The sequence below is a fragment of the Thalassovita litoralis genome (genome assembly GCF_900182725.1).
GTDB classification, from domain to species: domain Bacteria; phylum Pseudomonadota; class Alphaproteobacteria; order Rhodobacterales; family Rhodobacteraceae; genus Thalassobius; species Thalassobius litoralis.
In genome coordinates this window covers 19,134-38,034 of the sequence record NZ_FXTO01000034.1, presented here as the reverse complement: position 1 = coordinate 38,034, position 18,901 = coordinate 19,134, and the positions used below count along the sequence as shown (strand labels likewise).

The following is an 18,901-nucleotide window of genomic DNA, read 5'->3' as shown; positions in this document are numbered from 1 at the left end:
GGCGGCGGGTCGCCACCCGATATGACCGCTGCCCCGAAGTCTTCCTCTCGGCCATCGCTCTCGCCGCAACAGTCATGTTTTGGTTATGAGTCCTGAGCCTAGTGATACTGGCTGAGCTGCTTTAGGTCTGTTTCCAGCGGCAGCGCCTTTTCGGCATGGTCCAGCAGACGGGCCTGCATGGTTTCGGCGGCCTGTGTCAGCGGATCGTTTTCGCACAGGCGCAAGGCCTGCAACGCGTCCATCAGGTGTTTGGCCACTTCATAGGTTCCGGCCCCATCCCGCGCGGTGGCGGCAAAGGCGGCTGTCACCAGATCGTCCGCCGTTGCACCGTGTAGAAAGATATGGGGATAACAGGGCGGTTCCGCATCAGGCAGGCGATGCGCCCAGTCCCAAAGCAGCCGTTCCATGCGCGAAATCGCCTCGATCGCGGTGCCGGGATCATTCACGCCGGGGGACATCGCCCGAGACGAGATTTCAGACAGGACCGTCAGGCCGAATTCGGCATCCTGTTCAAAGCTGCGCATATCACCGATCAAAAAGCAATTTGCGATCTGATGTAGTAAATCCTCTGACGGGGAACCGGAAATCTGGGCCATTTCACGCCCCTGCAAAACCACCTGTCCCGGTCCACGCGCGATATAGATGTTGACCCCGGCGCGGCGGGAGCAATCATCCAGTGCGCCCATGTCGATCACTTGGATGAAGCCCGATTTCGGGGCGGGCAAGGACGTGACGCTGCCGGGCAGGATCGTGTCCGGTGTCATCGGGTTCGCGCCCAGATCGGGGAGGTTGGCGTGGCGGCGTAGCACGGCGGCAGTACGGTGTTCGGTGACGTCCAGCGCGTGATCTAGGCTGCCAAGGCGGCTAAGGTGGTCAATCCAGCGCAGCATGGCCAGAATAACCAGTGTCACCACCACCACCGTCACGCCCATCATGATCACTGCCGCTTCGGGGCGGCTGAAATGGGTGCGAAACAGGATAATCGCCGTCAGTGAATACACAAATGCCCCGATAAACACCCCCAGCGCGTTTTGCGTGGTCGTGTCCTCTAGCAACAAACGATGCACGCGCGGGGTGGCCTGCGCGGCGGCGGCGCGGTGGGCGGATACCATGACGTTCAGCGAAAAGGTGGACACCGCAAGCATCGACGACGCCAGAATCGTCAGAACCGGCATCAGCGCGTCCGGTCCCAACGGTTCGGTCAGCGTATTGGGCACCAGCCATGACAGGGCGCTGGCAATGGCCACTGACAGCACGGCCAGCAGGGCAAACCCGGCCACACGCACCCACAGCTTGCGCGAGGTGCGCCGCAACAGGGTCAGGAATCGCGTCAGCGTCATTGTGGGGACCGGGGGATTGGCGGGTGATCGTCCAGATGCACCACGGCGGTATCCAGCCGGACCAGCCAATCATCCACAAGCGCAGTTTCCGCCGGGGTCAGGTGTTGGTGCCGGGGATAATGCGGGTGGGCGCGGTCATCCAGAATGGGGGCGTCCCAGCCATCGGTGGTGGCAAAGAAACGCTCTACCCCGTCTGGGCCAAATTCATGCAGATAGCCCTGTACAACCACATCCAGATAGCTAAGCAACACCGGATGGGCCATGCTGGGGGCACCATGTTTGCCCTCGGGGATTGAATAGATCGCCACTTCTGGCTGATAGGGCAGGGGGTGATCCGGCAGATCGGCCAGTCGGATGCGATCATAGGCGTGTTCGCGGGCATCCAGCGCCCGCCAATCGCCATTGGGAACCGGGGCAATCAGCCCGTCGATTTCACAATCCGGGTCTGGCACAGCGGTCAGAAACGCCACCGGGCGCAGCGCGGTATGCCGCCAGATGCGCCGCCAGCCTTTGGCCCGCGCGCGTTCGGCGTTGCCGTAATCATGGGTTTGCCTGTTTACAAGCGACCCGTATCCAAAGAAAAATACATCCATAATGCAGATAAATGCCTAGTGGTTGATCCATATCAATCCCAAAACAGTAACTTTTAGGCAGTTTCGAGCATCCACTGACCTAAGGGAAGATCGCTGTGCGCATCACGAAACGTACCAATATCGCTATCCGTGTTCTTATGTTTTGTGGCTCGAACGAAGGGCGGCTTGTGACAAAGTCCGAGATTGCAGAACGATGCAATGCGTCGGAAAACCATTTGGCGCAGGTGATCAACCAATTGGGCCAACTGGGCTATCTGCACACCCAACGCGGGCGCAATGGCGGGCTGCAACTGGGCCGCGCGATGTCTGATATCAAGATCGGGGACGTGTTCCGCCAATTCGAATCCAATGTGCCAATCGCGGAATGTTTTGCCGATGTCGATAACACATGCCCGCTGGTGTCGGCCTGCCGCCTGAAGGCGGCAATCGCGGGCGCAGCCGAAGCTTTCTATGCGCATCTGGATGGGATCATGCTGGACGAGCTGGTTTGCGGAAATCATAGGCTTTTGGAAATTATGGCACCTGTTGCGTGCCGTGCGTGAAAAACGACCTCTTGCCGTGCGAAGACGACTCGTCTAATCAGAATCACAACTGATCGGGAGAACCGGGTTCGCCGGTGCCGAAGGAGCAACCGCCCCGGAAACTCTCAGGCCAAAGGGACCGATCAGACAGGACAACACTCTGGAGAGAGGCGCGAAAGCGTCCGCCGAAGGGATAACGATCTCAGGCAAAGGGACAGAGGGGGCATCGGATTTCCGTCACATTTGTGGCGGGTATGATGCCGGAAGGGGGTAATGGCTCTGCCGGTTTGATGAAAACAGGGGATGCCATGAGCGATCTGAAAATTCTGCCGCTGGATGGGTTACACCGTGAACTGGGTGCCAAGATGGTGCCATTCGCGGGCTATGATATGCCGGTGCAATATGCTGCCGGGGTGATGAAGGAACACCTGCACACCCGCGCCGCCGCCGGGCTGTTCGATGTCAGCCACATGGGGCAGGTGATTCTGCGTGGGGCCGATTTTGAAACGGTCGCGCTGGCGATGGAAACGCTGGTGCCGGTGAATATCGCGGGTCTGGGCGAAAACCGGCAACGCTATGGGTTTTTCACGGACGATCAGGGCGGCATTCTGGACGATCTGATGCTGGCGAACCGGGGCGACCATCTGTTTGTCGTGGTCAACGCGGCCTGCAAAGACGCCGATATTGCCCATATGCGGGCCAAGCTGCCTGCGGGTGTGACGGTCGAGGTGATCGAGGATCGCGCATTGCTGGCGCTGCAAGGTCCCGCAGCGGAAACCGTACTGGCCGGGCTGAACCCCGCCGTGGCGGACATGACATTCATGGATGTGGCTACCGTATCGCTCTGCGGGGTGGACTGCTGGATTTCACGGTCGGGCTATACGGGTGAGGATGGGTATGAAATCTCGGTCCCCGTGGCACAGGCCGAGGAACTGGCCCGTGCCTTGCTGGCGGATGATGCGGTCTTGCCGATCGGGTTGGGTGCGCGCGACAGTCTGCGGCTGGAAGGCGGGCTGTGCCTGTACGGCCATGACATCGACACCGGCACCACCCCGGTGCAGGCGGGCCTGACATGGGCCATCCAGAAAATCCGCCGCACGGGTGGCGCACGGGGCGGTGGGTTCCCCGGTGCGGATCGCATCCTGTCAGAACTGGAAAATGGCGCTTCCCGCGCCCGTGTGGGTCTGCGCCCCGAGGGCCGCGCGCCCATGCGCGAAGGGGTGGCGCTGTTCGCCGATGCCGAAGGCGGCACGGCGATTGGGGCCGTTACATCCGGTGGGTTTGGCCCGTCCGTCGAAGCGCCGGTGGCGATGGGCTATGTCCCCGCCGATCTGGCAGCCCCCGGCACCCAGCTTTGGGGCGAAGTGCGTGGCAAACGCCTGCCTGTACAGGTGGCGGCGCTGCCCTTCGTGCCCGCCAATTTCAAACGCTAAAACACCGAACAGGGAGACACCCAATGAAATACACCGAAGAACACGAATGGCTGCGCGTCGAAGGCGATGTGGTCGTGGTTGGCATCACCGAACATGCTTCGGCCCAGTTGGGCGATGTGGTGTTCGTGGAACTGCCCGAGGTCGGCACGATGGTCGCCACGGGTGACGAAGTTGCCGTGATCGAAAGCGTCAAGGCCGCGTCTGACATCTGCGCTCCGCTGGACGGTGAAATCGTGGCGGTAAACGACGCCATCGTGGACGAACCGGGCAAGGTGAACGAAGACCCGCTGGGCGAGGCGTGGTTCTTCAAGATGAAGATCGACGACCTGTCGGCGTTGGATCAGTTCATGGACGAAGACGCCTATAACGATCTGATCGGCTGATCCTTTGACCGGGGATGCCCCCGCGCGCCCGTCGAGGGCGTACAGGGGCAGCCTTTGGCAAGGATATTTTTCCCAAGAAAGAACACACGCGAGGACCGCGATCATGGCCTTCAAGCCAACCGACTATCTGCCTTATGATTTTGCCAACCGCCGTCATATCGGCCCGTCGCCCGCTGAAATGGCGGATATGCTGCGGGTGGTCGGGGCGGACAGTCTGGACGCTTTGATCGAAGAAACCGTGCCGCGCGCCATCCGCGCCGAAGCGGAACTGAGCTTTGGCAAGGCGCTGAGCGAACGCCAGATGCTGAACCGGATGCGTGATGTGGCCAAGAAAAACAAGGTGCTGAACAGCCTGATCGGCATGGGCTATCACGGCACGGTCACACCGCCCGCGATCCAGCGCAATATTCTGGAAAACCCGGCGTGGTACACGGCCTATACCCCCTATCAGCCCGAGATTTCACAGGGCCGTCTGGAGGCGCTGCTGAACTATCAGACAATGGTCAGCGATCTGACCGGGCTGGAAGTGGCGAATGCGTCCCTGCTGGACGAAGCGACCGCCGCCGCCGAAGCGATGACAATGGCGCAGCGTGTGGCCAAATCCAAGGCCAAGGCGTTTTTCGTGGATGAAAACTGTCACCCGCAGAACATTGCCGTGATGCAGACCCGCGCCGCGCCGCTGGGGATCGAGGTGATCGTTGGCGCCCCCGAAGATCTGGACCCAGAAGCCGTGTTTGGCGCCGTGTTCCAATATCCCGGCACCTATGGGCATGTCCGCGATTTCACCCCGCAGATGGACGCGCTGCACGCGGCCAAGGCGGTGGGGATCGTGATTGCCGATCCGATGGCGCTGGTTCTGCTGAAAGAACCGGGCGCGATGGGGGCGGATATTGCCGTGGGGTCGACCCAGCGGTTCGGGGTGCCTTTGGGCTATGGCGGGCCGCACGCGGCCTATATGGCGTGCCGTGACGCATACAAACGCGCAATGCCGGGGCGTCTGGTGGGCGTATCCATCGACGCGCGGGGCAACCGGGCTTATCGTCTGGCGCTGCAAACCCGCGAACAGCATATCCGCCGCGAAAAAGCCACGTCGAACGTGTGTACTGCACAGGCGTTGTTGGCGGTCATGGCGTCCATGTATGCCGTGTTCCACGGACCGGACGGGCTGCGCGCGATTGCGCAACGTATCCACCGCAAGGCCGTGCGTCTGGTGCATGGGCTAGAGGAGGCCGGGTTCAAGGTAGAACCCGAAGCGTTCTTTGATACCGTCACGGTCGAGGTGGGACCGCTGCAACAGGCGGTGCTGAAATCGGCGGTGGACGAAGGCGTGAACCTGCGCCCTGTCGGCACGACTAAGGTTGGCATCACGCTGGACGAAGCCGTGGTGCCTGCCACGATCGAGGCCGTTTGGCGTGCCTTCGGGATCACCCGTCAGGACAACACACCGGGCGATTGGCGCCTTCCGGGCGCGGCGCTGCGGGAATCGGATATTTTGACCCACCCGATTTTCCACATGAACCGGGCCGAAACCGAAATGATGCGCTATATGCGGCGTCTGGCGGATCGTGATCTGGCGCTGGACCGGGCAATGATCCCGCTGGGGTCTTGTACGATGAAGCTGAACGCTGCGGCGGAAATGATGCCGATTTCATGGCCCGAATTTGCCGATCTGCACCCGTTTGCCCCTGTTGAGCAGGCGGCAGGCTATGCAGAAATGATCGGCGATCTGTCGGCCAAACTGTGCGACATCACCGGCTATGACGCGTTTTCCATGCAGCCCAACAGCGGGGCGCAGGGGGAATATGCCGGGCTGCTGACGATTTCGGCCTATCACCGGGCGAACGGGCAGGGGCATCGCAATGTCTGCCTGATCCCGATGAGCGCCCACGGCACTAACCCTGCCAGTGCGCAGATGGTCGGCTGGAAGGTCGTGCCGGTAAAGTCGATGGAAAACGGCGATATCGACCTGAACGATTTTCTGGAAAAGGCGCAGCAACATGCCGATACTCTGGCGGGCTGCATGATCACCTATCCCAGCACCCACGGCGTGTTCGAGGAAACCGTGAAAGAGGTTTGCGCGATCACCCATGAACATGGCGGTCAGGTCTATATCGACGGGGCCAATATGAACGCGATGGTGGGGCTGTCGCGTCCGGGCGATCTGGGCGGGGATGTCAGCCACCTGAACCTGCACAAGACCTTTGCCATTCCGCATGGCGGCGGTGGCCCCGGTGTGGGACCGATTGGGGTGAAATCGCATCTGGTGCCGCATCTGCCGGGCCACCCGGAAACCGGCGGGGCCGAAGGCCCGGTTTCGGCAGCCCCTTTTGGGTCGGCCTCGATTCTGGCGATTAGCTGGGCCTACTGTCTGATGATGGGCGGCGATGGTCTGACACAGGCGACCCGCGTGGCGATCCTGAATGCCAACTATATCGCCAAGCGGTTGGAAGGCGCCTATGACGTGCTGTACAAAGGCCCGACTGGCCGGGTGGCGCATGAATGTATTCTGGACACCCGCCCCTTTGCTGACAGCGCCCATATCACCGTGGACGACATTGCCAAGCGTCTGGTCGATTGCGGCTTCCACGCCCCCACGATGAGCTGGCCCGTGGCCGGAACGCTGATGGTGGAACCCACGGAATCCGAAACCAAAGCGGAACTGGATCGGTTCTGCGATGCGATGCTGGCCATCCGTGCGGAAATCGACGCGGTGGAAAAGGGTGATATGGATGCGGAAAACAACCCGCTGAAAAACGCCCCCCACACGGTCGAGGATTTGGTGGGCGCATGGGATCGTCCCTATAGCCGCGAACAGGGCTGTTTCCCGCCGGGTGCGTTCCGGGTGGACAAATACTGGCCGCCGGTGAACCGGGTGGATAACGCATGGGGCGACCGCAATCTGGTCTGCATCTGCCCGCCAATGGAAGACTACGCCGACGCGGCAGAGTGATGAGCGACAAACAAAAAGGCCTCGCAAAAATGCGGGGCCTTTTCTTTGGGGCTATGAGAAAGAGGGGATAACCTTTTTTGCGGATTAGCCTATTGCGTCAGCGGGGACAGGGCGGTGGCGATCCGGTCCCAGGTTTCCGCATTGGCTGCTGCCAGAAGATACCCCTGTTCGGTGCCGATATGGTATTCGCTGCCGTCCAGCATCCGTACATGTCCGCCCGCTTGCTGGCACAACAACACGCCCGCCGCATGATCCCACGGGTTCAGCACACCCGACAGGCAGAAATCCACCCCGCCCTGTGCCAGAATGCGGTATTCATGGCACGAACAGCGCATGGACCCGGTACGCAGAAATTCCGGCAGGACCGGGGCCAGTGCGGCTTGTTTGTCCTTGGGCAGCAGGTGGAAATGAATAACCCCCGACAGATCGGCCAAAGTACCACCAGCGGATACCGTGGCTGGACGGGGGGCGCGGCCCGCCCCTGCGATCATGGTGGGGGATTGATCGTCTGCGATCACCCAATCGTCCACCATCGGATCGTAAAGCAGGCCAAAAATCGGTTTTCCAAACCGCGTGGCCGCCAGAATAACCCCGAACAGCGGTACGCCATGCGCAAAATTCCACGTCCCATCCACCGGGTCGATGATAAAAGCCAGCTCCGCTTGTGCCGCTGTCTGGCGCAGGCTTGGGTCTTTGGCGGCGGCTTCTTCGCCGATCACCACGGCATTGGGAAACAGGTGCAAAATGCCCCGCGCAATCATCGCCTCTGCGGCTTCGTCGGCTTCTGTCACCAAATCCTGTGGCCCGGATTTCGTGGCAATCTGATGCGCGGACAGATTGCGGAACCGGGGCAGGATTTCGGTTTTCGCGGCACGGCGGACAAGGTTCACAAGGCTGGTCTGCTGGGCCTTGCTGATCGGGGTCAGGGGCAGGGGAAGCGTTTCGGTCATGGCTCTTTCAGCGTGATTCTGGGGGTGTCTATTGGGTGGCATCTGGCGAGGCCGGATGCAACGCGGCTATTCGCGCGCCCGCAGGAACTGGGCGGGGCGGGTGGCCAGTGACCGGCGGGCAAAGCCCAGACCGGCCAGCAATGTCGCCAGAACGCCCCCGGTTATAATCCCCAGCGCCGAGGGCCAGATGATTGCGAAATCGGTTTCCATCACGAAATGCGACACAGCCCAGCCGCCGGTGATACCCGCAGCCAGCGCCACCAACCCGGCCCCGGCCCCCAGCAATACCGCCCGCAGGGCAAAACTGCCCAGAATGCGGGCGCGGGTTGCGCCAAGGGTTTTCAGGATCGCAGCCTCGTAGGCGCGGGCGGGTTCGCCCGCCGCCGCCGCGCCGATCAGCACCAGAAACCCGGTCAACAGCGTGGCCGCAGCCCCCCATGACGTCGCCGAGGCAATGCCGTCCAGCATCACCGCCACCCGATCAATCGCATCGCGTACACGGATTGCGGTGATGTTGGGGAACTGATTGGCCAGATCGCGCAGAATGGCCGCTTCGGCCTGCGGCTCGGCGTAAACTGTGGCGATATAGGTGTGCGGCGCGCCTTTCAGGGCGTTTTCGTTCAGCGCCATCACAAAGCCCATCCCGGCGGTGGAAAAATCCACCTCGCGGAAGGATGTGATGGTGCCGGTGATGTCCCGGCCCAGAATGTTCAGCGTGATAGTGTCGCCCAGCGTCAGGCCGATTTCTTCGGCTTCTTCACGGGCAAAGCTGATTTGCGGCGGGCCGGTGTAATCATCCGGCCACCATGTTCCGGCAACGATTTTGGTGTTTTCCGGCTGGGCGGCGGCATAGGTAATGCCCCGGTCCCCGCGCACGACCCAGTGATCGCCAGCGACTTCGGCGGCGGGGCGGTCGTTGATCCGGGTGATAACGCCCCGCATCATGGGGGCATATTCCACGCGGCTGACGGCGGGATCATTCTGCACCCGATCCAAAAAGCCGGGCATCTGATCGCGCTGAATATCGACGAAGAAATAGGATGGGGCCACATCCGGAAGATTGCCGGAAATCGCGCGGCGCAGGTTGCCGTCGATCTGTCCCACGGCAGCCAGTACCGTCAGGCCCAACCCCAGCGACAGAACGACCGGCGTGGCCTCGTCTCGCAGGCCCCCGATGGCGGCAACCGCCCAACGCAACGCCGGGTGCCCACGCGTGGCCCGACGGGCGCGGCGCGACAGGTGGCGCAGGCCAAAGGCCGCTAGCGCCAGCACGGCCAGCGCGGCGGTGATCCCCCCCGCCGTCCACAGCGTCAGCGCCACGGTGCCGGAAAACAGCACGGCCACCCCAATCAGTGCGGCCAGCAGTGCTGCCGTGATGATCAGGAACGGCAGCGGCGGCAGCGCCTTGGCCCCGGCCATCGCATCGCGGAACAGGGTGGCGGCGCGAACCTCTTGGGTGCGGGCCAGTGGCCACAGGGTAAAGATCAGCGCAGTCAGCGCGCCATAGGTTGCCGCCTCGAACAACGGTTCGGGATAGAGCGCGAAAACCGCCGGAACCGGCAGTTGCGCGGTCAGGATCGGGGCCAGCAGCACCGGAACCCCGCCGCCAAGGATCAGGCCCAGCGAAATGCCCAGCAGCGCCAGCGCCCCGATTTGCAGGAAATAGGTCAGGAAAATCACCCGCCGTTCCGCGCCCAGACTGCGCAGGGTGGCAATGGTCGCTGTTTTGCCCGCCAGATAGGCCCGCACAGCGGCGGATACCCCCACGCCACCCACCGCCAGACCGGACAGGCCCACCAGCACCAGAAACGCGCCCAGCCGTTCCACAAAGGTGGCAATGCCCGGCGCGCCATTGCGCGAATCCCGCCAGCGCATCCCCTTGTTTTCAAAGGTTTGTATCGCGGTGGCCTTGGTGGCTTGCAGATCGGTGTCCGGCGGCAGGTCCAGCCGGTATTTGGTTTCATAAAGCGATCCGGGCGACAACAACCCCGATCCGGCCAGATCGGTGGTTTTTACAATCGTGCGTGGCCCCAGCCCGAACCCGGCCCCGGCGCTGTCGGGTTCACGGGTGATCACGGCGGTCAGGGTGAATTCCTGCGTTCCCAGCTTGAAACTGTCCCCGATGGACAGGCCCAGGCGGTCCTTCAGGATACGTTCCATCACGGCACCGGGAAGGGTGCCATCGCCCGCCAGCGCCGCATCCAGCGATATATCGGGATCCAGCCCCACGCGGCCCACCAGCGGATAGGCAACGTCCACCGCCTTGACCTGTGTCAGCCCGCGTTCATCCCCGACCACGGCCATAGACCGGAAATCCACGACTTCCGACACCCTGTCGGCATGGGTGGCCATCCAATTGCGTTCGTCCTGATCCGCGAAACGATAGGTGAATTCCATTTCCGCGTCCCCGCCCAGCAGGGCCGCGCCTTCGCGGGCCAATCCTGCCTCGATCCCGGCGCGGATGGACCCGACCCCGGCAATGGCGGCAACGCCCAGTGTCAGGCAGGCCAGAAAGATGCGGAATCCGCGCAGTCCCCCGCGCAGTTCCCGGCGGGCGAAACGGGCAGCAAGGCGCAGGCTCATTCTGCGGCCTCGGCCATCTGATCAATTTGGCCATCGCGCAGGCGGATCACCCGGTCGCAGCGCCGGGCCAGCTCGTCCGCGTGGGTCACAAGGATCAGCGTCGCGCCGTGACGATCACGCAGGCCGAACAACAGGTCAATGATGGCCGCGCCATTGGTCCCGTCCAGATTGCCTGTCGGTTCATCCGCCAACAGGATTTCAGGACGCGGGGCAGATGCCCGCGCCAGCGCCACCCGCTGCTGTTCCCCCCCGGACATTTGCGAGGGGTAATGATCCGCGCGACCTTCCAGCCCGACGGCGCGCAATTCTTCCATTGCGCGGTCAAACGCATCGCGATGCCCCGCCAGTTCCAGTGGTGTCGCGACATTTTCCAGCGCGGTCATGGTGGGAATCAGGTGGAAAGATTGGAATACCACCCCCATATGTTCCCGGCGGAAGCGGGCAAGCTGGTCTTCGCTCATCGCGGTCAGGTCTTGCCCCAGTGCGGTAATCCGGCCAGTGGTGGCGCGTTCCAGCCCGCCCATCAGCATCAGAAGCGAGGATTTGCCAGACCCGGACGGCCCGATCAGCCCCAGAGATTCCCCTTTGTGGACATCCAGCGTGATGTCGCGCAGGATTTCGACCAGTCCGGCATTCCCGTTCAGCGATAACCCCGCATTCGACAACGACACCACGGATTTTGACATGCGACTGACCTTTATCTTTAAAACACTGCTCTCATATGGGGGCGCGGTCGCGCAGGGCAAGGCGTTGGCGCTGCTTCTGTTTCTGGCTACGCCGGTTTATGCGCAACCTGCCGCAATTCTGGCCTTTGGTGACAGTCTGACTGCGGGTTACGGCCTGCCGGATGGTCAGGGGTTCGTGCCGCAATTGCAACGCTGGCTGACCGCGCAAGGGCAGGACCGGACTGTGATCAATGGCGGGGTGTCGGGCGATACCACCGCAGGCGGGCTGTCGCGGATCGACTGGGCACTAAGCGACGATGTGGGCGGCGTCATTGTCACGCTGGGCGGCAATGACATGTTGCGCGGTCTGGACCCGGCGGTGACGCGCGACAATCTGCGCGGCATTCTGCGGGCTGTGCAGGCGCGGGGGCTGCCGGTGCTGGTGGTGGGAATGCAGGCGCCGGGCAATTACGGGCCGGACTATAAGGCCGCGTTCGACGCGATTTATCCAGATTTGGCGGCAGAGTTCGACGCGTTGTATTTCGACAGCTTCTTTGCGGGATTGGGCGGCAATGATCCGGCTGCGTTGCAAGGGCTGTTTCAGGCCGATGGCATCCACCCCAATGCCGAAGGCGTGACCCGTATCGTCGCGGCAATGGGGGACACTGTGTTGGAACTGGTCGCCCGGATGGAGGACCGCTGACGATCCTAGCCCATCCCCCCGGTTATTCCCTTGGGCCGCGCGTCTGCGGTGCGGGTGGTGCAGATGAGTATTTGGGGCAAGATGAAAGGCGTTGTTGCGGTTCATTCATTGCCGCGTGCGCCCGGACAGGGGCGGCCCCGATCCCGAGGCCGCTTTGGGTAAGGCCGGATCAGGCCACGGCGATATTGGCGGCGATTTCGCGCCCGTCGCGGCCTTCTTGAATGTCAAAGCTGACTTTCTGATTGTCCTGAAGCGCCTTTAGCCCGGCGCGTTCCACCGCCGAGATATGGACGAATACGTCCTTGTTGCCCTGATCCGGCTTGATAAAGCCGTAGCCTTTGGTGGTGTTGAACCATTTCACGGTGCCAGTGGCCATTCCGTGCTGCTCCTGTTCATGCGTTGCCCGCATTATTGCGACAACCCGGCCTGTTAGCGACAGATCGAAGGGCCGGTAATCCCTGGCCGTGGGTCGATGGTGTAGTAACGTGGCGCACCGGAAGATGTGATTGGGTTTGGGGGAAATCAAGAGATAAATATCCGATGAAATCATTCTTGACTTTGCCATAGGCGTGTTCAAATAGACGCCGGTTTTCACGGCCTGCCGCGCCCGTTTTCGGAATGGTTTGGGACGTTGGCAGCCGCAGGAATTACCCCACTTTTGAAAGCTGTCTTTGGATGTCTTCTGTCCTGTCTTCCTCGGGCGATTTATCTGCCGATCGCCGCTATCAGTTTGCGCAGTCCCTTGCCGGTGCCGGGGATTATGCGGCGGCTGCCGATCTGATGGTGGAAACGCTGGCGCGTGTGCCGGGCTGGGCTGCCGGGTGGATGGCACTGGGCGATTGGGCCGAAGCCGCAGGCCGTGATGAACAGGCCGCCGGGGCATTTGGCCGGGTGCTGGTGTTGGATGCGGCGGATCGGTTCGGGGCAGGGCTGCGGCTGGACCTGTTGCGCCGCGTTCCCGTGGCCGAAGCCATGCCTGCCGCTTTTGTCGAAACCCTGTTCGATCAGTATGCCCCCCGGTTTGATACCTCCCTGACTGAAAAACTGCGGTATCGCGGGCCGGACCTGTTGGCCGCAGCCGTGTCGGGGCCGCTGGGCCGGGTGCTGGATCTGGGCTGTGGCACGGGGCTGATGGGGCAGGCGATTGCCGGGCGTTGTGAACGGCTGGAAGGCTGGGACATTTCGGCCGGAATGCTGGATCAGGCGCGGGCCAAGGGGCTGTATGATCGGCTGGAAAAACGCGATTTGGCCCGATTGGAACATGGTGCGGCCCGCTGGGATACGATTTTGGCGGCGGATGTGTTCATCTATCTGGGGGCGCTGGAACGCATTACCGCTTGGGTCGTTCACGCGCTGGCCCCCGGTGGGCGGTTCGCCTTTACGGTCGAAGCGGGCGAGGGCGCAGATGTCACCCTGCAACCCTCGCGCCGGTATGCGCATGGGGCGGATTATCTGCGCATGTTGATGGCGGATGCCGGATTTGGGGCGGTGCATCTGGAAACGGCCATATTGCGCCAAGATCGCGGTGCGCCGATTATGTCATATATCGTAACCTGTTCGGGGTTGCGCCGCGCCACAGATCAAACCGGGGAAGAGGCGGAGCTGGCATAGGGGTCTTGCAGGCCGCGCTCTGCGTCATATATTCCAACTAACAGATATATTCAGGAGCGCGACATGGCCTCGAAAAAACTGACATGTCTGGATTGTGGTCAGGTGAACCGCATCCCAGACGACAAACTGACCGCCGGGCCTAAATGCGGCACCTGCGGCGCAAAACTGATTGGCGGTAAGGTGGCCGAGGTGGATTTGGCCACGCTGGAAAAAGCCGCACGCAATGACGACTTGCCGCTGGTGGTGGATTTCTGGGCGCCGTGGTGCGGCCCGTGCCGGATGATGGCCCCGGAATTTACCAAGGCGGCTGGCGAACTGAACGGCGCGGCCCGTCTGGTAAAGCTGAACACCGAAGACCACCCTCACGCTGGGGCAAAATACGGCATTCGCGGCATTCCTACGATGGCAGCCTTTGCCGGGGGGCGGGAAAAGGCCCGTCAATCCGGGGCCATGCCCGCCGCTTCGATCGTGCAATGGGTCAGGACCGCCGTATAACGGCGGCCCTGTACCTGCGTCAGCCGAATGTGCGGGCCACGTCATACATGACGGGTTCAAAGTTTTTACACATGTCGTTGATGATACGGTTGCGTTTGCGCATTTCTTCGCTGCGCAACATCGCTTGGTAATCTTCGCGTTTTTCCCACTGGGAATAGTTGGCGATCCGGGTCTGGGCATCGTTCACATGCAGACCAGCCGCAATAAAGCCCGGCTGTTTCGAGATGAAATTTTCATACGCATCGGTCAGGGCTTCCAGCAAATCCTGACAGGTGCCGGGGGTCATCTCAAACGTGGTGATCACGGTCTGGAACGAATTATTAGCTGAAATCTTCGGCATGGTGGTCCTCCGCTTTGTGGCTCGCCGTTCCCAAGGCCAAGCCTAGCACCGGCATTCCCGCGTACAAAAGCGGAAAATGCCATGTCTGGCCCTGCGCAGTCGTAACCTAAGTTAACGGCCTGTTTACCTTTGCGCGCGATGCTGCCGGGGTTGGAGGGTTGCCTATGCGCCTTTGGCCGGGACTGGGAATTGCGCTGTTTTGTTTTCTGGCCTCTCCGGTTTTGGCGGGGGCGTGGCAACGTGAAAAAGGGCGTTGGTTCATGTCCACCTCGTCCAGCTTTACCATTGGGGAATATGGTTATCGTGGCTATTACGGCGCATATTATGGCGAATATGGACTGACCGACACGCTGACGCTGGGCATTGATGCGGGCGTGTCGGAAACCGGGGTGGCGACGGTGCTGTTCTTTACCCGGCAGCCAGTGTGGCAGGGCAAAAAGGGCGGGCGGCTGGCGCTGGAAATTGCCAGCGGCACATCGGGCGGAATGCCTGTTGTGCGTCCGGGCCTGTCTTGGGGGCAAGGGCTGCAAACCGAATGGGGACCGGGCAGGTTTGCGATTGATGCGGCGCTGACCCAAAACATGACCACGGGTATCTTTACCTATAAGGTGGATACCACCATTGGGATTTCCCCATCTGACCGCTGGAAGGCGATCATGCAATTTCAAGCGGAATTTTCACCGGGGCTGAGCCAAAGCCTGAAAATCGCGCCTTCGGTTGTGATGCGGGTGGGAAAGACGACCCAACTGGAACTGGGCGTCAGCCAATCGCTGTTGGACGGTGGTCAGACCGGGGTGAAGCTGGGGCTGTGGATGGATTTCTGATTTTTGTGCGACGGAACGCCCCGGCGGTATCGTATCACATGGAATTGAACCCAAAACAGAAAGCGACCCATGTGATTCCGAGTATCCCTGTTCCTTGCCCTGATCTTTGCCGCTGCGATCTTCGGGTTTTTCTATGCGTGGGTCTGTTCTACCATGTGGGGCTTGGACCAATTACACCCTGCCACAGCCATCGAGGCGATGAACGCCATGAACCGCAGTGTGCGCAATGTGGTTTTTGCCCCTGCCTTTTTCGGTACGCCAGTGGTGCTGGCGGCTGTGGGCCTGTGGGGGTATCGGTTGCAGCAGCGGGCGACGGCCCTTTGGATGGGGGCTGCGGCGCTGGTCTATCTGGTGGGGGCGTTTTTACCGACGGTCATGGTGAATGTCCCAATGAATCAGGCGCTTATGCTGATTGATATGGCGCGCGACAATGCCGCTTTGCAACAGGTCTGGGGGGACTATTCTGATCGCTGGCAGGTTTGGAATATCGCCCGCACGCTGGTATCGGGCGTGGTGCTGTTATTGGTCGGGGCAGGGCTGATGGCATCCCGTCCTCTTGCTGTGTCGGCGCAACCTGCTAATCCTGCACCATGAGCCAAAACACCCAAGATCCGATCCGTCCCACCGATGACGAAGCCCGCGCTTTGGCCCGTCATCTGTTGCAACAGGCCCGATTTGCCGCGCTGGCCGTGACGGACCCGGATACCGGAATGCCCTATGTCAGCCGGGTGGCGTTGGGGACGTCCCCGGCTGGGCAACCGCTGACGTTGATCAGCGGCTTGGCCCTGCATACCCGCGCCTTGCGGGCTAACCCGGCCTGTGCCTTGCTGGTGGGGGAACCGGGGGACAAGGGCGACGCTCTGGCCCATCCGCGATTGACGGTGCAGGCCAGCGCAACAGCCCTGCCGCGCAATTCCCCTGAACATGCGGAAATGGCCGCGCATTACCTGCGCGACCATCCAAAATCCAAATTGTACCTGTCACTGGGCGATTTCGGCTTTACCTTGTTCACCCCCACACGGGCCTATTTGAACGGTGGCTTTGGGCGGGCGTTTATCCTAAGTCCCGCCGATTTGGGGCTGTAATACCCCGGTCTGGTCTGGTCGGGATTAATAATTATCCATCCGCACGGTCAGGGCCACCTGACCGTCCAGCGCCTCGGGCCAGTTCAGTTCAACACGATCCCGGTTCGTGCCTGTCTCGGTTGAGACATAGGGAAAGGCATAGGTCGTGGCCCCGCCGCCATCCCGAATGCGGGATCGTGCCACCACGCCCACCACGTTCTGCGCATAGCCCGCAAATGGCAGCGGCCCGGCACAATTGACCGACCATGTTGTGCTGGTGGAACCCTGATCGTGGTCGATCACCGCCGGATTCTGCATTCCCTGTTCAATGCCGTTGAACATGTTCCCTTGCACCAGAATATTGCGCATCCGTGTACGATCCATATCGGCAAAGGACGTATCAATCGCCTCGACCCGGTCCAGATTGCCCTGCATGGATCGGAAAATATTGCCGGTGATGTTCAGGCCGGTGATGAAATGACCCACCCCATGCGGTTTGACCACGATGAACTTGAACCATTGCGCGGCACCGATCGCTTGGAAAATATTGTCGGAAATGCTGAGCGCACTGAACGAATATTCATTGTTAAACTCCGGTTCGGGGTCGTGTTCATTGGTCCATTCGATCGAACAGTTATCCACGTAATTCCCGGTGATCGTCGCGCGGTTATGCGAACTGGTCAGGATCAGCCCAGCCGTGCGCAGGCCGTCTGGGGTATCGTCGCCCTGAAACCAATGATTGCCGCTGATGATGGAACTGGTCCCGCCCATAACGGCAAAGTGCCGGAAACGGGTAATCCGATTGTTCCGCAACTTCACGTCATTGGCATTGGTGTTCAATGCGATTGTGGTACGTTGCGCGGCCGGTGTGCCACCTTCGTTGGACAGGAACTGACAGCGATCAATCAACATCCCTTGGCAACCTTCGCCGATGCTGGTCAGCCCGCGATCCTTGGGGCTGGTAAAGAAGCAATCTTTCAGGTGAAAGGTCAGGCCAGCAGGTGCCATGATGATCCCGCTGGAACGCCCGCTGCATTGGAATTCAATATCGGCCATCGAAAACTTCGACAGTTTGGCAAAGCCGGTGAAGTCCAGCATATATTGATAGCGCGCGAAATAATAGGTTTGGGTGCCGACCGCATCATACAGCGGGCGCGACAGGGTCAATTGCTGCGTCGCCACGTTTTTCGAAGTCACATAAACTTCGCGCCCAACGCCATTGGCCCAAACCCGCGACCCAACCGGGATATTCGCCACGTTGGTCACATTCGTCAGCGTATAGGGGGCCGTTGTGGAATATGTCCCGACAGAGGATACGTTCACCGTCTCCCAGTTTCCGCTGTCCGCCGCATAAAACTGCCCATTTCGGATCACCCGGCGCTGCGCATATTCGGTGCGGTTCGGCACGATGGCCTGCATGTCGATGGGGGCGCTGATGCTGATCCGCCGTCCGCACAGGTCCAGCGATTCATGATCGGCATTGTTCAGCAGCGATTGGAATGCCTTCTTAAAGGCCTGTTCTTCATCCCCAAACGCGTCGATATAGGCGGGCAGGTTGAAATTCTGCGTCAGCGACAGGATCGCCGCGTCGGGCATGGTCACGGTGCCTTCGAACCGGACACGGTTGGTAAAGGTCATGGTGTCGCTCAGGTAATAATTCCCGGCGGATACCAGCACCACACGCCCGTTGGCGGCAGTATCGGCGGCCTGAAACGCGGCCAGATCGTCGGTGATGCCGTTGCCCACCGCGCCATAGTCGCGCACATCCACCCAATCCAGCATGGACCGCAAATAGGCTTCGGTGATGTCTTCAATCTGGATGTCGTCGATCCGCACGACGCCACCATTCGCGCCGGTCAGGTCCAGCCCGAAATGCCCGTAAGCCACCGGATCGGGCCACACCAGATCCACCCCGCCACGATTGCCGCTGCCGACGATGGTGCTGACCTCGATCACCTGACCATAGCTGGTCAGGGCTGTAGCTGGTCCTGCTTGTGTCAGGCCGGTCACATGGGCGTCCCCGGCATCCCCCGGCCAGCCCGCAATACGCACCGAAGGCAGGTTGCCGCTGACGGCCTTGATCCGTGCCGTGATGCGCAGATAGCACCCCGGATAGATCGGCGTTTCCCCCATGTAGCGCAGGCGTTGGGTGGTGTCGGTTTTTTGCAATTCCAGACAGCCGCCAAAATCCTGATCCGCCGGAACAAAGGCCGCGTTCACCGCGTTGTCATAGGTATCCGATCCGGGTGTGCCATCGCCGCTGGACCATTGATCCAGCCCCAGCGCAAAAGCCGCCGGGGTAAACACCACACCATCGGTAATTGCCTTGTTCATTGTGTATCCTTTCCTCTGCCCGGTGGATGCGGGGCGCATCGCATTGGGAAAAACCACGTTCCGGGGTGACGCCCGGACGACAGGGGAAATATCAAACAAGGGGTTAATGACG

General features: G+C 61.1%; 18 protein-coding genes, 1 pseudogene and 1 riboswitch. Of the genes and pseudogenes, 11 read left to right on the top strand and 8 right to left on the bottom strand.

Features of this window, described 5'->3' with window-relative positions; genetic code table 11:
• Positions 1-89: pseudogene (locus FN828_RS17350) on the top strand (IS5/IS1182 family transposase); the annotation flags it as partial.
• A 9-nt stretch (positions 90-98) separates the two neighbouring features.
• Here FN828_RS17350 and FN828_RS17345 read toward each other — a convergent pair.
• On the bottom strand, positions 99-1,340 hold the full coding sequence (locus FN828_RS17345) for a DUF2254 domain-containing protein (protein ID WP_142494642.1): 1,242 nt from the start codon (positions 1,338-1,340) through the stop codon (positions 99-101).
• Positions 1,337-1,933 (bottom strand): gamma-glutamylcyclotransferase family protein, encoded by a 597-nt coding sequence (locus FN828_RS17340; RefSeq protein WP_142494641.1) that lies wholly within the window; start codon positions 1,931-1,933, stop codon positions 1,337-1,339. Before FN828_RS17340 ends, FN828_RS17345 begins: the two co-directional genes overlap by 4 nt.
• A gap of 95 nt (positions 1,934-2,028) precedes the next feature.
• Here FN828_RS17340 and FN828_RS17335 point away from each other — a divergent pair, with 95 nt between their 5' ends.
• The 4 genes from FN828_RS17335 (at position 2,029) to gcvP (ending at position 7,220) form a co-directional block, all read left to right on the top strand.
• A complete protein-coding gene (locus FN828_RS17335; RefSeq protein WP_142494640.1) occupies positions 2,029-2,475 on the top strand; it encodes an RrF2 family transcriptional regulator in 447 nt (148 codons plus the stop codon).
• Positions 2,476-2,519: 44 nt separating this feature from the next.
• Positions 2,520-2,606: riboswitch (glycine riboswitch) on the top strand.
• A 156-nt stretch (positions 2,607-2,762) separates the two neighbouring features.
• Positions 2,763-3,887 (top strand): glycine cleavage system aminomethyltransferase GcvT, encoded by a 1,125-nt coding sequence (gene gcvT / locus FN828_RS17330; protein WP_142494639.1) that lies wholly within the window; start codon positions 2,763-2,765, stop codon positions 3,885-3,887.
• 23 nt (positions 3,888-3,910) lie between these two features.
• Positions 3,911-4,270 (top strand): glycine cleavage system protein GcvH, encoded by a 360-nt coding sequence (gene gcvH / locus FN828_RS17325; RefSeq protein ID WP_142494638.1) that lies wholly within the window; start codon positions 3,911-3,913, stop codon positions 4,268-4,270.
• A 103-nt stretch (positions 4,271-4,373) separates the two neighbouring features.
• On the top strand, positions 4,374-7,220 hold the full coding sequence (gcvP, locus tag FN828_RS17320; RefSeq protein ID WP_142494637.1) for an aminomethyl-transferring glycine dehydrogenase: 2,847 nt from the start codon (positions 4,374-4,376) through the stop codon (positions 7,218-7,220).
• Between the two features lie 89 nt (positions 7,221-7,309).
• Here gcvP and FN828_RS17315 read toward each other — a convergent pair whose 3' ends face one another.
• The 3 genes from FN828_RS17315 to FN828_RS17305 all read right to left on the bottom strand — a co-directional run bounded on the left by FN828_RS17315 (position 7,310) and on the right by FN828_RS17305 (position 11,439).
• Positions 7,310-8,170, bottom strand: a complete 861-nt coding sequence (locus tag FN828_RS17315) for an inositol monophosphatase family protein (protein ID WP_142494636.1) — start codon at positions 8,168-8,170, stop codon at positions 7,310-7,312.
• Positions 8,171-8,236: 66 nt separating this feature from the next.
• The gene (locus tag FN828_RS17310) at positions 8,237-10,753 is read right to left on the bottom strand and encodes an ABC transporter permease (RefSeq protein WP_142494635.1); all 2,517 of its coding nucleotides are present in this window, start codon (positions 10,751-10,753) and stop codon (positions 8,237-8,239) included.
• Positions 10,750-11,439 (bottom strand): ABC transporter ATP-binding protein, encoded by a 690-nt coding sequence (locus FN828_RS17305; RefSeq protein WP_142494634.1) that lies wholly within the window; start codon positions 11,437-11,439, stop codon positions 10,750-10,752. The genes FN828_RS17310 and FN828_RS17305 overlap by 4 nt, the downstream gene beginning before the upstream one ends.
• Between FN828_RS17305 and FN828_RS17300 the strand changes: the two genes are divergently transcribed.
• Complete coding sequence (locus FN828_RS17300; RefSeq protein WP_142494633.1) at positions 11,438-12,121, top strand: arylesterase; 684 nt, start codon at positions 11,438-11,440, stop codon at positions 12,119-12,121. The two genes, FN828_RS17305 and FN828_RS17300, sit on opposite strands and share 2 nt — an antisense overlap.
• 169 nt (positions 12,122-12,290) lie before the next feature.
• Here the strand turns inward: FN828_RS17300 and FN828_RS17295 are convergent, their stop codons facing one another.
• A complete protein-coding gene (locus FN828_RS17295) occupies positions 12,291-12,497 on the bottom strand; it encodes a cold-shock protein (RefSeq protein WP_142494632.1) in 207 nt (68 codons plus the stop codon).
• A gap of 299 nt (positions 12,498-12,796) precedes the next feature.
• On the opposite strand from FN828_RS17295, the gene FN828_RS17290 reads away from it, so the two are divergent.
• Positions 12,797-13,732, top strand: a complete 936-nt coding sequence (locus FN828_RS17290) for a class I SAM-dependent DNA methyltransferase (RefSeq protein ID WP_142494631.1) — start codon at positions 12,797-12,799, stop codon at positions 13,730-13,732.
• Positions 13,733-13,795: 63 nt separating this feature from the next.
• On the top strand, positions 13,796-14,227 hold the full coding sequence (trxC, locus tag FN828_RS17285) for a thioredoxin TrxC (RefSeq protein ID WP_142494630.1): 432 nt from the start codon (positions 13,796-13,798) through the stop codon (positions 14,225-14,227).
• A 19-nt stretch (positions 14,228-14,246) separates the two neighbouring features.
• Here trxC and FN828_RS17280 read toward each other — a convergent pair whose 3' ends face one another.
• On the bottom strand, positions 14,247-14,567 hold the full coding sequence (locus tag FN828_RS17280) for an antibiotic biosynthesis monooxygenase family protein (RefSeq protein ID WP_142494629.1): 321 nt from the start codon (positions 14,565-14,567) through the stop codon (positions 14,247-14,249).
• A gap of 164 nt (positions 14,568-14,731) precedes the next feature.
• Here FN828_RS17280 and FN828_RS17275 point away from each other — a divergent pair, with 164 nt between their 5' ends.
• The 3 genes from FN828_RS17275 (at position 14,732) to FN828_RS17265 (ending at position 16,476) form a co-directional block, all read left to right on the top strand.
• A complete protein-coding gene (locus FN828_RS17275) occupies positions 14,732-15,391 on the top strand; it encodes a hypothetical protein (RefSeq protein WP_142494628.1) in 660 nt (219 codons plus the stop codon).
• A gap of 153 nt (positions 15,392-15,544) precedes the next feature.
• Positions 15,545-15,985 carry an anthrone oxygenase family protein gene (locus FN828_RS17270; RefSeq protein WP_142494627.1) on the top strand — a complete coding sequence of 147 codons (441 nt, stop codon included), beginning with the start codon at positions 15,545-15,547 and terminating at the stop codon, positions 15,983-15,985.
• Positions 15,982-16,476, top strand: coding sequence for a HugZ family pyridoxamine 5'-phosphate oxidase (locus FN828_RS17265; protein WP_142494626.1), 495 nt, complete (start codon positions 15,982-15,984; stop codon positions 16,474-16,476). The genes FN828_RS17270 and FN828_RS17265 overlap by 4 nt, the downstream gene beginning before the upstream one ends.
• Positions 16,477-16,500: 24 nt before the next feature.
• Here the strand turns inward: FN828_RS17265 and FN828_RS17260 are convergent, their stop codons facing one another.
• Positions 16,501-18,789 carry a glycosyl hydrolase family 28-related protein gene (locus tag FN828_RS17260; RefSeq protein ID WP_142494625.1) on the bottom strand — a complete coding sequence of 763 codons (2,289 nt, stop codon included), beginning with the start codon at positions 18,787-18,789 and terminating at the stop codon, positions 16,501-16,503.
• Between the last annotated feature and the right edge of the window lie 112 nt (positions 18,790-18,901).

Coding starts and splice junctions, on each gene's coding strand:
- FN828_RS17260 (WP_142494625.1), bottom strand. CDS start 18,789: ATGAACAAGGCAATTACCGATGGTGTGGTGTTTACCCCGGCGGCTTTT.
- gcvT (WP_142494639.1), top strand. CDS start 2,763: ATGAGCGATCTGAAAATTCTGCCGCTGGATGGGTTACACCGTGAACTG.
- FN828_RS17265 (WP_142494626.1), top strand. CDS start 15,982: ATGAGCCAAAACACCCAAGATCCGATCCGTCCCACCGATGACGAAGCC.
- FN828_RS17295 (WP_142494632.1), bottom strand. CDS start 12,497: ATGGCCACTGGCACCGTGAAATGGTTCAACACCACCAAAGGCTACGGC.
- FN828_RS17300 (WP_142494633.1), top strand. CDS start 11,438: ATGCGACTGACCTTTATCTTTAAAACACTGCTCTCATATGGGGGCGCG.
- gcvH (WP_142494638.1), top strand. CDS start 3,911: ATGAAATACACCGAAGAACACGAATGGCTGCGCGTCGAAGGCGATGTG.
- trxC (WP_142494630.1), top strand. CDS start 13,796: ATGGCCTCGAAAAAACTGACATGTCTGGATTGTGGTCAGGTGAACCGC.
- FN828_RS17280 (WP_142494629.1), bottom strand. CDS start 14,567: ATGCCGAAGATTTCAGCTAATAATTCGTTCCAGACCGTGATCACCACG.
- FN828_RS17270 (WP_142494627.1), top strand. CDS start 15,545: ATGTGGGGCTTGGACCAATTACACCCTGCCACAGCCATCGAGGCGATG.
- FN828_RS17305 (WP_142494634.1), bottom strand. CDS start 11,439: ATGTCAAAATCCGTGGTGTCGTTGTCGAATGCGGGGTTATCGCTGAAC.
- FN828_RS17315 (WP_142494636.1), bottom strand. CDS start 8,170: ATGACCGAAACGCTTCCCCTGCCCCTGACCCCGATCAGCAAGGCCCAG.
- FN828_RS17340 (WP_142494641.1), bottom strand. CDS start 1,933: ATGGATGTATTTTTCTTTGGATACGGGTCGCTTGTAAACAGGCAAACC.
- FN828_RS17275 (WP_142494628.1), top strand. CDS start 14,732: ATGCGCCTTTGGCCGGGACTGGGAATTGCGCTGTTTTGTTTTCTGGCC.
- gcvP (WP_142494637.1), top strand. CDS start 4,374: ATGGCCTTCAAGCCAACCGACTATCTGCCTTATGATTTTGCCAACCGC.
- FN828_RS17290 (WP_142494631.1), top strand. CDS start 12,797: ATGTCTTCTGTCCTGTCTTCCTCGGGCGATTTATCTGCCGATCGCCGC.
- FN828_RS17345 (WP_142494642.1), bottom strand. CDS start 1,340: ATGACGCTGACGCGATTCCTGACCCTGTTGCGGCGCACCTCGCGCAAG.
- FN828_RS17310 (WP_142494635.1), bottom strand. CDS start 10,753: ATGAGCCTGCGCCTTGCTGCCCGTTTCGCCCGCCGGGAACTGCGCGGG.